Origin of the sequence: Streptomyces sp. NPDC018947 (genome assembly GCF_044390505.1) — a bacterium.
Lineage (GTDB): Bacteria > Actinomycetota > Actinomycetes > Streptomycetales > Streptomycetaceae > Streptomyces.
Map to the genome: position 1 here is coordinate 40296 of NZ_JBIRZD010000018.1, position 12989 is coordinate 53284.

The 12989-nt window shown below is 70.0% G+C and carries 17 protein-coding genes, 1 tRNA gene and 1 riboswitch; of the genes, 6 read left to right on the forward strand and 12 right to left on the reverse strand.

What is annotated here, in order from left to right; all coding sequences use genetic code 11:
• Positions 1–39 precede the first annotated feature (39 nt).
• On the forward strand, positions 40–2406 hold the full coding sequence (locus ACH499_RS29090) for a transglycosylase domain-containing protein (protein WP_399019456.1): 2367 nt from the start codon (positions 40–42) through the stop codon (positions 2404–2406).
• A gap of 9 nt (positions 2407–2415) precedes the next feature.
• Here ACH499_RS29090 and ACH499_RS29095 read toward each other — a convergent pair whose 3' ends face one another.
• The 3 genes from ACH499_RS29095 to ACH499_RS29105 all read right to left on the reverse strand — a co-directional run bounded on the left by ACH499_RS29095 (position 2416) and on the right by ACH499_RS29105 (position 3596).
• The gene (locus tag ACH499_RS29095) at positions 2416–2736 is read right to left on the reverse strand and encodes a multidrug efflux SMR transporter (RefSeq protein ID WP_239766353.1); all 321 of its coding nucleotides are present in this window, start codon (positions 2734–2736) and stop codon (positions 2416–2418) included.
• Positions 2737–2768: 32 nt separating this feature from the next.
• Positions 2769–2841, reverse strand: a riboswitch (guanidine-III (ykkC-III) riboswitch).
• A 45-nt stretch (positions 2842–2886) separates the two neighbouring features.
• The gene (locus tag ACH499_RS29100; RefSeq protein ID WP_356196209.1) at positions 2887–3243 is read right to left on the reverse strand and encodes a co-chaperone GroES; all 357 of its coding nucleotides are present in this window, start codon (positions 3241–3243) and stop codon (positions 2887–2889) included.
• Between the two features lie 23 nt (positions 3244–3266).
• A complete protein-coding gene (locus ACH499_RS29105; RefSeq protein WP_356196206.1) occupies positions 3267–3596 on the reverse strand; it encodes a DUF3618 domain-containing protein in 330 nt (109 codons plus the stop codon).
• A gap of 93 nt (positions 3597–3689) precedes the next feature.
• Here ACH499_RS29105 and bcp point away from each other — a divergent pair, with 93 nt between their 5' ends.
• Positions 3690–4157: a thioredoxin-dependent thiol peroxidase gene (gene bcp / locus ACH499_RS29110; RefSeq protein WP_356196204.1), complete on the forward strand. Its 468-nt coding sequence runs from the start codon at positions 3690–3692 to the stop codon at positions 4155–4157.
• 41 nt (positions 4158–4198) lie between these two features.
• A tRNA-Leu gene (locus ACH499_RS29115) sits at positions 4199–4285 on the forward strand.
• Positions 4286–4291: 6 nt separating this feature from the next.
• On the opposite strand, the gene rdgB is transcribed toward ACH499_RS29115, so the two are convergent.
• The 4 genes from rdgB to ACH499_RS29135 form a co-directional block, all read right to left on the reverse strand.
• Complete coding sequence (gene rdgB / locus ACH499_RS29120; RefSeq protein ID WP_356196201.1) at positions 4292–4903, reverse strand: RdgB/HAM1 family non-canonical purine NTP pyrophosphatase; 612 nt, start codon at positions 4901–4903, stop codon at positions 4292–4294.
• Between the two features lie 43 nt (positions 4904–4946).
• A complete protein-coding gene (locus ACH499_RS29125; protein ID WP_356196200.1) occupies positions 4947–5354 on the reverse strand; it encodes a hypothetical protein in 408 nt (135 codons plus the stop codon).
• A gap of 152 nt (positions 5355–5506) precedes the next feature.
• Positions 5507–6244 carry a ribonuclease PH gene (gene rph, locus ACH499_RS29130; RefSeq protein WP_356196198.1) on the reverse strand — a complete coding sequence of 246 codons (738 nt, stop codon included), beginning with the start codon at positions 6242–6244 and terminating at the stop codon, positions 5507–5509.
• A 120-nt stretch (positions 6245–6364) separates the two neighbouring features.
• Positions 6365–6598: a PTS glucose/sucrose transporter subunit IIB gene (locus tag ACH499_RS29135; protein WP_356196196.1), complete on the reverse strand. Its 234-nt coding sequence runs from the start codon at positions 6596–6598 to the stop codon at positions 6365–6367.
• A gap of 195 nt (positions 6599–6793) precedes the next feature.
• Here ACH499_RS29135 and ACH499_RS29140 point away from each other — a divergent pair, with 195 nt between their 5' ends.
• Positions 6794–8089 (forward strand): PTS transporter subunit EIIC, encoded by a 1296-nt coding sequence (locus tag ACH499_RS29140; protein WP_399019460.1) that lies wholly within the window; start codon positions 6794–6796, stop codon positions 8087–8089.
• A gap of 238 nt (positions 8090–8327) precedes the next feature.
• Entirely contained in the window at positions 8328–9578 is a 1251-nt protein-coding gene (locus ACH499_RS29145; RefSeq protein ID WP_356196189.1) for a PTS transporter subunit EIIC, read from the forward strand.
• Between the two features lie 67 nt (positions 9579–9645).
• Here ACH499_RS29145 and ACH499_RS29150 read toward each other — a convergent pair whose 3' ends face one another.
• Complete coding sequence (locus ACH499_RS29150) at positions 9646–10398, reverse strand: MBL fold metallo-hydrolase (RefSeq protein WP_399019462.1); 753 nt, start codon at positions 10396–10398, stop codon at positions 9646–9648.
• A gap of 204 nt (positions 10399–10602) precedes the next feature.
• Between ACH499_RS29150 and ACH499_RS29155 the strand changes: the two genes are divergently transcribed.
• Positions 10603–11052, forward strand: coding sequence for a type II toxin-antitoxin system PemK/MazF family toxin (locus ACH499_RS29155; protein WP_399019464.1), 450 nt, complete (start codon positions 10603–10605; stop codon positions 11050–11052).
• A 4-nt stretch (positions 11053–11056) separates the two neighbouring features.
• Here ACH499_RS29155 and ACH499_RS29160 read toward each other — a convergent pair whose 3' ends face one another.
• The 4 genes from ACH499_RS29160 to ACH499_RS29175 all read right to left on the reverse strand — a co-directional run bounded on the left by ACH499_RS29160 (position 11057) and on the right by ACH499_RS29175 (position 12986).
• The gene (locus tag ACH499_RS29160; protein WP_356196181.1) at positions 11057–12007 is read right to left on the reverse strand and encodes a cysteine synthase; all 951 of its coding nucleotides are present in this window, start codon (positions 12005–12007) and stop codon (positions 11057–11059) included.
• A gap of 5 nt (positions 12008–12012) precedes the next feature.
• Complete coding sequence (locus ACH499_RS29165; protein ID WP_356196179.1) at positions 12013–12291, reverse strand: MoaD/ThiS family protein; 279 nt, start codon at positions 12289–12291, stop codon at positions 12013–12015.
• A 97-nt stretch (positions 12292–12388) separates the two neighbouring features.
• Positions 12389–12484 carry a putative leader peptide gene (locus tag ACH499_RS29170; RefSeq protein WP_310873142.1) on the reverse strand — a complete coding sequence of 32 codons (96 nt, stop codon included), beginning with the start codon at positions 12482–12484 and terminating at the stop codon, positions 12389–12391.
• A 79-nt stretch (positions 12485–12563) separates the two neighbouring features.
• The gene (locus ACH499_RS29175) at positions 12564–12986 is read right to left on the reverse strand and encodes a Mov34/MPN/PAD-1 family protein (protein ID WP_399019467.1); all 423 of its coding nucleotides are present in this window, start codon (positions 12984–12986) and stop codon (positions 12564–12566) included.
• Between the last annotated feature and the right edge of the window lie 3 nt (positions 12987–12989).

A 12989-nucleotide genomic window follows, 5' to 3' on the forward strand; every position in this document is an offset into this window, starting at 1 on the left:
ACAAGACCGTACGACGCGAAACAGGAGTCCGTGCACGAGATGAGCGACGAGCCGCAGCAGCCTGACGAGGGCTCGGAACCGGGAACGGCGACGCCGAAGAAGCCGAAGAGGCCCAGGCGCACCGGATGGCGCCGGCTGATCCCCACCTGGCGGATGGTGCTGGGTGCCTTCGTCATCGGCGTCATGCTGCTGGTGGGCGGATTCTTCCTCGGCTACTCACTGGTGCACATCCCGTCGGCCAACGCCCTCGCCACCAAGCAGAGCAACGTCTACCTCTACGCCGACGGCAGCGTCCTCGCCCGCGACGGCGAGGTCAACCGGGAGAACGTCGGTCTCGCCCGGATCTCCAAGGACGCCCAGCACGCCGTCCTCGCCGCCGAGGACCGGGACTTCTACACCGAGTCCGCCATCGACCCCATGGCGATGGTCCGGGCCGGCTGGAACACCGCCACCGGCAAGGGCAAGCAGTCCGGCTCCACCATCACCCAGCAGTACGTCAAGAACTACTACCTGGCGCAGGAGCAGACCGTCACCCGCAAGGTGAAGGAGTTCTTCATCTCGATCAAGCTCGACCGGGAGAAGAGCAAGGACGAGATCCTCGAGGGCTACCTCAACACCAGCTTCTTCGGCCGCGGCGCCTACGGCATCCAGGCCGCCGCCCAGGCCTACTACGGCATCGACGCCACGCGCCTCACCGCCGCTCAGGGCGCCTACCTCGCCTCGCTGCTGAACGCGCCGAGCCAGTACGACGTCGTCGCCCACCCGGAGAACAGGGCCGCCGCCGAGGCGCGCTGGAACTACGTGCTGGACGGCATGGTCAAGAAGAACTGGCTCGGCGAGAGCGAGCGCGCCGGGCTGGAGTTCCCCGTGCCCAAGAAGACCACCGTCTCCACCAGCATGTCCGGGCAGCGCGGCTACATCGTCAACATCGTCAGGGACTACCTGATCGAGAACGAGATCGTCGACGAGGAGGAGCTCGGCCGCGGCGGCTACCGCATCACCACCACGCTCCAGAAGGACAAGCAGGACGCCTTCGTCGAGGCCGTGGACGACAAGCTGATGTCCGAGCTGGACAAGGACCGAAAGGTCGACACCTACGTCCGCGCCGGCGGCGCCTCCATCGACCCGAAGACCGGCAAGGTCGTGGCGATGTACAACGGCATCGACTACGTCAAGCAGTACACGCCCAACGCCACCCGCCGCGACTTCCAGGTGGGCTCCACCTTCAAGCCGTTCGTCTTCACCGCGGCCGTGGAGAACCACTCCACCGCGCAGGACGGCCGCATGATCAACCCCAACACGGTCTACGACGGCACCAGTGAACGCCCCGTCCAGGGTTGGACCGGGCGCTACGCCCCGGAGAACGAGGACCACCGCGACTACGGGAACATCACCGTCCGCGAGGCCACCGACAAGTCCGTGAACGCCGTGTACGCGCAGATGGCCGTGGACGTCGGCGGCGACAAGGTCAAGCAGACCGCGATCGACCTCGGCCTGCCCGCCGACACCCCCGAGATGCCGGAGGGGCCCGCCATCGCCCTCGGTACGGCCACCGCCAGCCCGCTGGACATGGCCGAGGCCTATGCCACGCTCGCCAACCACGGGCGGCACGGCACGTACACGCTGGTCGAGAAGGTCACGAAGGACGGCAAGCACGAGGTGGAGCTGCCCGAGCGGCGCGAACGCCAGGCCGTCAGCCGCGAGGCCGCCGACACCACCACGTCCGTGCTGCGCAGCGTCGTCCAGAACGGCACCGCCACGGCCGCGCAGGCCGCGGGCCGCCCGGCCGCCGGCAAGACCGGCACCGCCGAGGAGGACACGGCCGCCTGGTTCGCGGGCTACACCCCCGACCTGGCCACCGTCGTCGCCGTCATGGGCCAGGACCCGGTCACGGCCGCCCACAAGTCGCTGTACGGCGTGATGGGCCTCGACCGCATCAACGGCGGCGGCGCGCCCGCGGAGATCTGGGCCCAGTACACCCGCGACGCCCTGGAGGGCGAGCCGGTCACGGACTTCGACCTCCAGCTCCAGGCGGGCGCCGACGTCACCGCGCCGCCCACCGCCGACGCCTCCGACGACACCGGCACGGGCGACGAGTCCGACGGCGGCACCGGCGACGAGGACAGCACCGGCGGCGAGGACGGCGCCACCGAGACGCCGGGCGCGGTCGGCGGCCCCAGCACGGAGCCGGGCGGCGGCGAGACGGACGCCCCGTCGACCGGCGGCGGCCCCACCATCGGCGGCCCCACCACCGAGCCCGGCCCCACGGGGGGCGGCGACGGAGGCGGGGACGGGGGCAACGGCGACACCGGCGGCGAGAGCGGCGACTCCACCGGGGCGGGCGGGGGCGAGACCGAGACCTCGGGGGCCGTCGGCGGCTTCCCCACCACCCCGCGCAGCGGCTGAGCCGCCGGGTCAGTGACCCGAGGTCGCCTTCAGCCCCACCACGGCGACCAGCAGCAGACAGATGAAGAAGATCCGGGCGGCGGTCGCCGGCTCACCGAGCACCACCATGCCGAGCACCGCCGCACCGGCCGCGCCGATCCCCACCCACACGCCGTAGGCGGTGCCGATGGGCAGCGTCCGGGCCGCGTACGACAGCAGCACCATGCTGGCGACGATGCCGGCACCGGTGAACAGACTGGGCACGAGCCGTGTGAAGCCGTCGGTGTACTTCATACCGATCGACCAGCCGACCTCCAGCAGACCGGCGACGACGAGCAGAACCCACGCCATGACGAGGCACCTCCGTGAAGCGAACTGAACGGGGTGCGTCGTCTTTTCCTTCAACCCGGTACGGCGCGTCTCGTCGGGATGCCTCCAAGGTAGCAAAGGCAGCACGAAGGGGCTGGTGACCTTGGTCACCAGCCCCTTCGCGGCGCTGTTCTAGAGGTACAGCCCGGTCGAGTCCTCCGAGCCCTCGAACCGGTCCGCGGCCACGGCGTGCAGATCACGCTCGCGCATGAGCACGTACGCGGTGCCCCGCACCTCGACCTCCGCCCGGTCCTCCGGGTCGTACAGCACCCGGTCGCCCGGCTCGACGGTCCGTACGTTCTGCCCCACGGCGACGACCTCGGCCCAGGCCAGCCGCCGGCCGACCGCCGCCGTGGCGGGGATCAGGATGCCGCCGCCGGAACGCCGCTCGCCCTCACTGGTGTCCTGCCGCACGAGTACGCGGTCGTGCAGCATCCGGATGGGCAGCTTGTCGTCCGGGGAACTGTGCTCGTTTCTCTTGGCGCTCACGCCCCGAACCTACCTGCCCCGGCTCAGTCCTTGCGCCGCCGGGTACCGAGAGCGAGCAGCCCCACGACCCCGACGACCACGAGGGCGACGGGCAGGACGCGCTCCATCCGCGGTGTGCCCGTCTCGTCCACGAACTGCGACTTCACATCGCTGACCACACGATTGACCCCGACGTACGCCCGTCCGAGTGTGTGATCGACGCTGGAAGCGACCTTGGCCTTCGCATCGCCCATGATCGTCTTGGGATGCACCCGCACCCCGATCTCGTCGAGCGTCTCGGCCAGCACCTCGCGGCGGCGCTTGATGTCCGCCTCGATCTGCGCCGGGGTTCTGATGTCCGACGTGTCCGCCACCGTACGGCCTCCGAAGTCTTATGACGCTGTTGCGGACAGTCTGTCAGCTCCGGCTCGCGCCGCACTGTCAGGACCCCCGGTTACGCTGGATCGATGAGCGAGCGACTGCAGCCGGGGGACCCGGCCCCCGCCTTCACCCTTCCGGACGCCGACGGCAACGAGGTGTCCCTGGCCGACCACAAGGGCCGCAAGGTCATCGTCTACTTCTACCCCGCGGCGCTTACCCCGGGCTGCACGAAGCAGGCCTGCGACTTCACGGACAACCTGGAGCTGCTGGCCGGCGCCGGTTACGACGTGATCGGCATCTCCCCCGACAAGCCGGAGAAGCTCGCCAAGTTCCGCGACGCGGAGTCCCTGAAGGTCACCCTCCTCGCCGACCCGGACAAGAAGGTCCTGGACGCCTACGGCGCCTTCGGCGAGAAGAAGAACTACGGCAGGACCTACATGGGCGTCATCCGCTCCACGATCGTCGTCGACGAGCAGGGCAAGGTCGAGCGCGCCCTCTACAACGTCCGCGCGACGGGCCACGTGGCCAAGATCATCAAGGATCTGGGGATCTGACGGGGCTGCCCGGCCAGTAGCATGACCGGGCAGCAACTCCCGCGGCCGTGGTGGAATTGGCAGTCACGCTGGGTTTAGGTCCCAGTGGGGTAACTCCCGTGAGGGTTCGAGTCCCTCCGGCCGCACCAGCATCTTCAGGACGTACGGTCCAGCAGTTCCCGGATCACCGGCACCAGGGCGCGGAAGGCCTTGCCCCGGTGGCTGATCGCGTTCTTCTCGGCCGGGGACAGTTCCGCGCAGGTGCGCGTCTCACCGTCCGGCTGGAGGATCGGGTCGTAGCCGAAACCGCCCGTGCCCGAGGGTTCGTGACGCAGGGTGCCCCGCAGTTGCCCCTCGACCACGCGCTCCGTGCCGTCGGGCAGGGCGAGGGCCGCGGCGCAGGCGAAGTGGGCGCCGCGGTGCTCCTCGGCGATGTCGCCGAGCTGGGCGAGCAGGAGGTCCAGGTTGGCCCGGTCGTCGCCGTGGGTGCCGGCCCAGCGGGCGGAGAAGATGCCGGGGGCGCCGTTCATCACGTCGACGCAGAGTCCGGAGTCGTCGGCGACGGCGGGCAGGCCGGTCGCCCGCGCGAGGGCGTGGGCCTTCAGCAGGGCGTTCTCGGCGAAGGTGACGCCGGTCTCCTTGACGTCGGGGATCTCCGGGTAGGCGTCCGCGCCGACGAGGTCGTGGGGCAGCCCGGCTTCGGCCAGGATGGCCCTCAGCTCGGTGATCTTTCCGGCGTTGCGGGTGGCGAGGATCAGGCGGGTCATGGGGCCCAGTATTCCGGACCCCCCGCCCCGCCCCTCACGTCCCCTACGGCGTGCAGACCTTCGTCAGTTCCCCGGCCGCGTCGGTGACGGGGCTGAGGTCGGGGGCGGTGTCGCCCTTCTCCACCGACGCGCGGATGTCGTCGACCGCCTTGCCGAGGTCGTCCACGGCCTTGCCGACGTCCGCGTCGTCGGTCTGGTCGCCGATCTCGGTGAGGTTCTTGTCTATGGAGTCGAGGGACTCCTCGAGCTGCGTCGGGTCGTTGGACGCGTTCTCCACGGCCTGCTGGAGCTCGGTGACGCTGTCGGCGATGGCGTCGGCGGTCTGCACGCAGTCGAGGGCCTTGTCGACGGCATCGCAGCCGGTGGTCAGGCCCACGGTCAGAACGGCGGTCGCCACGGCTGCGGCGGCGAAGGCGGTGCGGCGACGGCGGCTGCGTCGGGTCGCGGCCATGGGTCTCGGTCCTCCCCTTGTGACAGGGCCGGGCGGCCCGTGTGCGGTGCTGCGCCGGGCGTACGGCGATGAAGCCGTACGCCCGTACTGCCGAAGACGCCGCGGCGGGCGGTCGAGTTGCGCGCCGGGCGTCCTTTTTCTTGGCGTCCGCTTTACTTTTCGACGACGGCGGCCAGCGCCCCGCGCTGGAGCTCGGTGAGTTCGGCGCAGCCGGCGGCGGCGAGGTCGAGCAGGGTGTTGAGCTCCTCGCGGGCGAAGGGCTCGGCCTCGGCGGTGCCCTGGACCTCGACGAAGCGGCCGTCGCCGGTGCAGACGACGTTCATGTCGGTGTCGGCGCGGACGTCCTCCTCGTAGCGCAGGTCGAGGAGCGGGGTGCCGGCGACGATGCCGACGGAGACGGCGGAGACGGTGCCGGTGAGGGGCTTGCGGCCCGGCTTGATCAGCTTCTTGCCCTGGGCCCACGCGACGGCGTCGGCCAGGGCGACGTAGGCGCCGGTGATGGCGGCGGTGCGGGTGCCGCCGTCGGCCTGGAGGACGTCGCAGTCCAGGACGATGGTGTTCTCGCCGAGCGCCTTGTAGTCGATCACGGCGCGCAGGGAGCGGCCGATGAGGCGGCTGATCTCGTGGGTGCGGCCGCCGATGCGGCCCTTGACGGACTCGCGGTCGCCGCGGGTGTTGGTGGCGCGGGGCAGCATGGCGTACTCGGCCGTGACCCAGCCTTCCCCGCTGCCCTTGCGCCAGCGGGGGACGCCTTCGGTGACGGAGGCGGTGCAGAGGACCTTCGTGTCGCCGAAGGAGACGAGGACGGAGCCTTCGGCGTGCTTGCTCCAGCCGCGTTCGATGGTGACAGGGCGGAGCTGTTGAGGGGTGCGGCCGTCGATTCGTGACATGCGGGTGAGCCTAGCGGCCCATGCGGAAGAGGCCTTCCCCGCTGTGGAAAAGCCTCAGCGGAGAGGGCCTCTTGCCGGGTGGACCGGTGCGGACCGGGGTGAGCCGGTGCGGACCGGGGCTCACATCATGTCTTCGATCTCCGCGGCGATCGGGTCGGCGTCGGTGCCGATGACGACCTGGATGGCGGTGCCCATCTTCACGACTCCGTGGGCGCCGGCGGCCTTGAGGGCGGCGTCGTCGACCAGGGCGGGGTCGTTGACCTCGGTACGGAGGCGGGTGATGCAGCCTTCGATCTCGTCGATGTTGTCGATGCCGCCGAGGCCGGCGACGATCTTCTCAGCCTTGCTGGCCATGTTCCTTCTCCCTGATCCGAACCGCTTTGTCGCAGTAACGCACAGTTGGCCCAGCTACGCGAGCGGTCATGCGGTGTGTACCGAATGATGGCGTCACGACAGCGGACGTCCCCCAACTGGTCTACACCACCGGAGGGACGGCCGCCAAACCGCCTCGCGCCCGAGGGACTTCCCGGCGAACCGGAGGGAGACCGGATGAGTGCCGACAGTGCGGTCGGTCCCGCCCGCGCCCGCTGGAACGCGTGGTTCCAGGGGCTTCAGAAGATGGGGCGCAGTCTCCAGCTCCCCATCGCGGTCCTGCCCGCGGCGGGCATCCTCAACCGCCTCGGCCAGCCGGACGTGTTCGGGGACGACGGTCTGGGCTGGACGAACGTCTCGAAGGTGATGACGGGCGCCGGCGGTGCGCTGCTGGACGGTTCGCTGGGGCTTCCGCTGCTGTTCTGCGTGGGCGTGGCCATCGGGATGGCCAAGAAGGCGGACGGCTCGACGGCCCTGGCGGCGGTCGCCGGGTTCCTCGTCTACTTCAATGTGCTGCGCCAGTTCCCGGAGGACTGCCCGGAGGGGTCGAAGGCGGTCCCGCAGGTCGGCTGCCAGGTGACCGACGGGTCGGGCACGGTGACGGCGTTCGTCTTCCAGAATCCGGGGGTGTTCGGCGGCATCGTGATGGGGCTGCTGTCGGCGTACTTCTGGCAGCGGTTCCACCGCACGAAGCTGGTGGACTGGCTCGGGTTCTTCAACGGCCGGCGACTGGTGCCGATCATCATGGCGTTCGTGGCGATCGTGTTCGCGGCGCTGTGCCTGTGGGTGTGGCCGCCGATCGGCGACGCGCTGGAGAGCTTCAGCGACTGGCTGAACGGGATCGGCGCCTGGGGCGCGGGCGTGTTCGGGCTGGCCAACCGGGCGCTGCTGGTGATCGGGCTGCACCAGTTCCTGAACGTGCCGATGTGGTTCCAGTTCGGCAGCTTCACCAAGCCGGACGGCACGGTGGTGCACGGGGACATCAACATGTTCCTCGCGGGCGACCCGGACGCGGGCCAGTTCACGTCGGGGTTCTTCCCGATCATGATGTTCGCGCTGCCGGCGGCGGCGCTGGCCATCACGCACTGCGCCAAACCGCACCGCCGCAAGGAGGTCGGCGGCCTGATGCTCTCGGTGGCGCTGACGTCGTTCGTGACGGGCATCACCGAGCCGCTGGAGTACTCGTTCCTCTTCATCGCGCCGGCGCTGTACGCGGTGCACGCGGTGCTGACGGGGGTGTCGATGGCGGTGACGTGGGCGCTGGGCGTGCACGACGGGTTCAGCTTCTCCGCGGGACTGATCGACTACGTCATCAACTGGAACCTGGCGACCAAGCCGTGGCTGATCATTCCGATCGGCCTGGGGTTCGCCGTGGTGTACTACGTCGTTTTCCGGTTTGCGATCACGAAGTTCGATCTGAAGACCCCGGGGCGGGAGCCGGAGGAGGAGGTCGAGGACGTCACCAAGGTGTAGGGCACACCCAGCGCCTCCCGCGCACGCGTACCCTTTGACGAAGGCCTCCGGACCGAGGGATTCCGGGGGCCTTCGGTACGCCCTCACAAGGGCTGACCTGGGGCTGATCCGACAGCTCGGCATCGGCACCGCGCGTAGTGGCGCAGTCGCGGAATCGCGGGTTCCTTACGCGGCCTTCATCGTGCTACAACAGGTCTACACCACTCAGTGGTGTAGACCATCACCCGATGGAGGACGTATGAGCACCGCCACCGCAACGGCGGCCCCCGCAAAGAAGCGGGGACAGGGCCTTTTCCAGGGCCTGCAGAAGGTCGGCCGCAGCCTGCAGCTCCCGATCGCCGTACTGCCGGCGGCGGGCATCATGGTCCGGCTCGGCCAGGACGACATCTTCGGCAAGGACGGCCTGGGCTGGGACAAGGTCGCCGCCGTGTTCAACAACGCGGGCGGCGCCCTGACCGGCTCGCTCCCGCTGCTGTTCTGCATAGGCGTGGCGATCGGTTTCGCCAAGAAGGCGGACGGCTCGACGGCGCTGGCGGCCGTGGTCGGCTTCCTCGTCTACAGCAAGGTCCTGGAGGCGTTCCCGGTCACCGAGGCGGTGGTCAAGCAGGGCGAGGACGTCGCCGCGACCTACAACGACCCGGGTGTGCTCGGCGGCATCATCATGGGTCTGCTCTCCGCCGTGCTGTGGCAGCGCTACCACCGCAAGAAGCTGGTGGACTGGCTCGGCTTCTTCAACGGCCGCCGCCTGGTGCCGATCATCATGGCGTTCGTCGGCATCGTCGTGGGTGTCTTCTTCGGCCTGGTCTGGGAGCCCATCGGTGAGGGCATCTCGAACTTCGGCGAGTGGATGACGGGCCTGGGCGCGGGCGGCGCGGCCCTGTTCGGCGCGGTGAACCGCGGGCTCATCCCGATCGGCATGCACCAGTTCGTCAACACCGTGGCCTGGTTCCAGCTCGGCGACTTCAAGGACGCCTCCGGTGAGGTCGTGCACGGCGACATCACCCGCTTCCTGGCCGGTGACCCCTCCGCCGGCATCTTCCAGGCCGGCTTCTTCCCGATCATGATGTTCGGTCTGCCGGCCGCCGCGATCGCCATCGCGCACTGCGCCCGCCCCGAGCGCCGCAAGGTCGTCCTCGGCATGATGATCTCGCTCGCCGCGACCTCGTTCGTCACCGGTGTGACCGAGCCGATCGAGTTCTCGTTCATGTTCATCGCGCCGGTCCTGTACGTGCTGCACGCGGTGCTCACCGCGGTCTCCATGGCGGTGACGTGGGGTCTGGGCGTGCACGCCGGCTTCAACTTCTCGGCGGGCTTCATCGACTACGCCCTCAACTGGCACCTGGCGACCAAGCCGTGGCTGATCGTCCCGATCGGCCTGGTGTTCGCGGCGATCTACTACGTGACGTTCCGCTTCGCCATCATCAAGTTCAACCTGCCGACCCCGGGCCGCGAGCCCGAGGAGGAGGTCGAGGACCTCACCAAGGCGTGAGGCCCCGCCACGCGTGACGAAGGCCCCGAAGCCGTCCACGGCTTCGGGGCCTTCGTCGCGTCCGGGGTCAGATCTCGTACACCGCGCCGGGCGTCGCCACGTCCACCGGTCCGTCGTAGACCGCGCGGGCGTCGGCCAGGTTGACCTGCGGGTCGGTCCACGGCGGGATGTGGGTGAGGACCAGGCGGCGGGCGCCGGCCCGGCTCGCGCTCTGTCCCGCTTCGCGGCCGTTGAGGTGCAGGTCGGGGATGTCCTCCTTGCCGTGCGTGAAGGCGGCCTCGCACAGGAACAGGTCGGTGTCGCGGGCGAGTTCGTCCAGCACGGGGGTGACGCCGGTGTCGCCGGAGTACGTCAGCGACCGGCCGCGGTGCTCGACGCGGACGCCGTAGGCCTCCACGGGGTGGGCGACGCGCTCGGTGTGCAGGGTGAACGGGCCGACCTCGAAGGTGGACGGCTTGACCGTGTGGAAGTCGAAGACCTCGCTCATGGACGACGCGGTGGGGGTGTCGGCGTAGGCGGTGGTGAGCCGGTGCTCGGTGCCCTCGGGTCCGTAGACGGGCAGGGGGCCGCAGCGGCCGCCGTCGTACCGGTAGTAGCGCGCCACGAAGTAGGCGCACATGTCGATGCAGTGGTCGGCGTGCAGATGGCTGAGGAAGATCGCGTCGAGGTCGTAGAGACCGCAGTGGCGCTGCAGCTCGCCCAGGGCGCCGTTGCCCAGATCGAGGAGCAGCCGGAAGCCGTCGGCCTCGACGAGGTAGCTCGAGCAGGCCGATTCCGCGGACGGGAACGACCCCGAGCAGCCGACGACGGTGAGCTTCATGAAGCAGAAACCTCCGCTGGCGGATGTGGAGAGACGGGGGTCGTGCGGTGCGTCGAGCGTAAGGCGCAAAACTCCGGGTCGCTCCTCCGCCAGGGGCCGTTGTGGGCGAACTCACCTGTGGTGTCACCGGTTCGGCTGGACGTGGGGCGCCCGGGGCCGTGGAGGGGGCGCGCGGTGCGGGCGCGCGCCGGTAACGTCGTCGGTATGGACACGTCCTGGTGGCTCGCGCTCGCGGCGGTGGTGCTCCTCGCCCTCGTCGTCGCGGTCGCCGACGGCCGGGGGCGGCGGCCCGCGGGCACCCGGCGTCCGCCGGGGCGGCCCCGGGGTCCGCGGGGCCGGGCGGCGCGGCCGCGGCCGGCGGAGATCTGGTGGGCGAACGTGCCCTACGAGGACACGGCGGGGGCGAAGGACCGGCCGTGCCTGGTGATCGCGGTGCGCGGCCGGCGGGTGCTGGTCGCCAAGATCACCAGCCGGTACCGGGAGGGGCGGGCCGGCGTGATCCCGCTGCCGCCGGGTGCGGTCGGGGACGGGCGGGGCCGGAAGAGCTTCCTGGAGACGGACGAGCTGCGCCAGGTGCCGGTGGGCGACTTCCGCCGCCGGGTGGGCGAGGTGGACCCGGCCCTGTGGGACCAGGTGCGCCACCTCGCCCGGTGAGGCGTCAGGCCCAGAGCTGGCCGTGCAGGGTCTCGATGGCCTCCTCGGTGGTGGCCGCGGTGTAGACGCCGGTGGACAGGTACTTCCAGCCGCCGTCGGCGACGACGAACACGATGTCCGCGCTCTGCCCCGCCTTGACCGCCTTCCTGCCCACGCCGATGGCGGCGTGCAGGGCGGCGCCGGTGGAGACGCCCGCGAAGATGCCCTCCTGCTGCAGGAGTTCGCGGGTGCGGGTGACCGCGTCGGCCGAGCCCACCGAGAAGCGGGTGGTGAGCACGGAGGCGTCGTACAGTTCGGGGACGAACCCCTCGTCGAGGTTGCGCAGGCCGTAGACCAGGTCGTCGTAGCGCGGTTCGGCGGCGACGATCTGCACGTCCGGCTTGTGCTCGCGCAGGTAGCGGCCGACGCCCATGAGGGTGCCGGTGGTGCCGAGTCCGGCCACGAAGTGCGTGATCGAGGGCAGGTCGGCGAGCACCTCGGGGCCGGTCGTCGCGTAGTGGGCGCCGGCGTTGTCCGGGTTGCCGTACTGGTAGAGCATCACCCAGTCGGGATGCTCGGCGGAGAGTTCCTTGGCGACCCGTACGGCGGTGTTGGAGCCGCCCGCGGCCGGGGAGGAGATGATCTCCGCGCCCCACATGGCGAGCAGGTCCCGGCGCTCCTGCGAGGTGTTCTCGGGCATCACGCACACGATGCGGTAGCCCTTGAGCCTGGCCGCCATGGCGAGCGAGATGCCGGTGTTGCCGCTGGTCGGCTCGAGGATGGTGCAGCCCGGGGTGAGGCGGCCGTCCTTCTCCGCCTGCTCGATCATGAACAGGGCGGGGCGGTCCTTGATCGAGCCGGTCGGATTGCGGTCCTCCAGCTTGGCCCAGATGCGGACGTCCTCGGACGGCGACAGCCGCGGCAGGCGCACCAGGGGGGTGTTGCCCACCGCGGCCAGCGGGGAGTCGTACCGCATCCCGATCAGGCCATACCGCCGGCGACGGCCGGCAGGATCGTGATGCTGTCGCCGTCGGCGAGCTTGGTGTTGATGCCGTCGAGGAAGCGGACGTCCTCGTCGTTCAGGTAGACGTTGACGAAGCGGCGGAGCTGGTCACCGTCCACGATGCGGGCCTGGATGCCCGCGTGCCGGGTCTCGAGGTCGGCGAAGAGCTCGGTGAGGGTGTCCCCGTTGCCCTCCACCGCCTTCTGACCGTCGGTGTACTGGCGGAGGATGGTCGGGATGCGGACCTCGATGGCCATGGCTGAGGGCTCCTGTCGGAAGGTGTCGTGGGTTCGGTGCGCGCGGCGGCACGCGGCGACCCGCCGCGGCTCACGGCCGTACGGCGGCAGCGGAAGATCAACAGATGGCGCTGTTCAGCCTGCACAGGTCGACGTGCAGCCGCGCCACGAGCAGTGTGCCCGGCGCCTTTTCGCTCACGTCGAGAAGAACCATGGGCTCATCGTATCGATTCCCGGTCCGGCTTCCGGAGTGTGATCTCATCGTGCGGACGTGAATCATCCGAGGGGTGAGATCAGTACGAATCCACCACCTTGACCTCCTCCTCCGTGACCTCGCCTTCCAGGATCCGGAACGAGCGGAACTGGAAGTCACCGGTGCCGTCGGTGTCCGCGGTGGAGACGAGGACGTAGTGGGCGCCGGGCTCGTTGGCGTAGGTGATGTCGGTGCGGGAGGGGTAGGCCTCGGTGGCCGTGTGGGAGTGGTAGATGATCACCGGCTCCTCGTCGCGGTCGTCCATCTCGCGGTAGAGCTTGAGCAGGTCCTGCGAGTCGAACTCGTAGAAGGTGGGCGAGCGGGCGGCGTTGAGCATCGGGATGAACCGCTCCGGACGGCCGGCGCCGACGGGGCCGGCCACCACGCCGCACGCCTCGTCGGGGTGGTCCTCGCGCGCGTGGGCGACGATCTGGTCGTACAGGGCCTGGGTGAGGGTCAGCATGCG

Bases quoted from the DNA above. Each gene is read 5' to 3' on its own strand.
- ACH499_RS29090 (WP_399019456.1), top strand. From the start codon at position 40: ATGAGCGACGAGCCGCAGCAGCCTGACGAGGGCTCGGAACCGGGAACG.
- ACH499_RS29095 (WP_239766353.1), bottom strand. From the start codon at position 2,736: ATGGCGTGGGTTCTGCTCGTCGTCGCCGGTCTGCTGGAGGTCGGCTGG.
- bcp (WP_356196204.1), top strand. From the start codon at position 3,690: ATGAGCGAGCGACTGCAGCCGGGGGACCCGGCCCCCGCCTTCACCCTT.
- rdgB (WP_356196201.1), bottom strand. From the start codon at position 4,903: ATGACCCGCCTGATCCTCGCCACCCGCAACGCCGGAAAGATCACCGAG.
- ACH499_RS29125 (WP_356196200.1), bottom strand. From the start codon at position 5,354: ATGGCCGCGACCCGACGCAGCCGCCGTCGCCGCACCGCCTTCGCCGCC.
- rph (WP_356196198.1), bottom strand. From the start codon at position 6,244: ATGTCACGAATCGACGGCCGCACCCCTCAACAGCTCCGCCCTGTCACC.
- ACH499_RS29135 (WP_356196196.1), bottom strand. From the start codon at position 6,598: ATGGCCAGCAAGGCTGAGAAGATCGTCGCCGGCCTCGGCGGCATCGAC.
- ACH499_RS29140 (WP_399019460.1), top strand. From the start codon at position 6,794: ATGAGTGCCGACAGTGCGGTCGGTCCCGCCCGCGCCCGCTGGAACGCG.
- ACH499_RS29145 (WP_356196189.1), top strand. From the start codon at position 8,328: ATGAGCACCGCCACCGCAACGGCGGCCCCCGCAAAGAAGCGGGGACAG.
- ACH499_RS29150 (WP_399019462.1), bottom strand. From the start codon at position 10,398: ATGAAGCTCACCGTCGTCGGCTGCTCGGGGTCGTTCCCGTCCGCGGAA.
- ACH499_RS29155 (WP_399019464.1), top strand. From the start codon at position 10,603: ATGGACACGTCCTGGTGGCTCGCGCTCGCGGCGGTGGTGCTCCTCGCC.
- ACH499_RS29160 (WP_356196181.1), bottom strand. From the start codon at position 12,007: ATGCGGTACGACTCCCCGCTGGCCGCGGTGGGCAACACCCCCCTGGTG.
- ACH499_RS29165 (WP_356196179.1), bottom strand. From the start codon at position 12,291: ATGGCCATCGAGGTCCGCATCCCGACCATCCTCCGCCAGTACACCGAC.
- ACH499_RS29170 (WP_310873142.1), bottom strand. From the start codon at position 12,484: ATGGTTCTTCTCGACGTGAGCGAAAAGGCGCCGGGCACACTGCTCGTG.
- ACH499_RS29175 (WP_399019467.1), bottom strand. From the start codon at position 12,986: ATGCTGACCCTCACCCAGGCCCTGTACGACCAGATCGTCGCCCACGCG.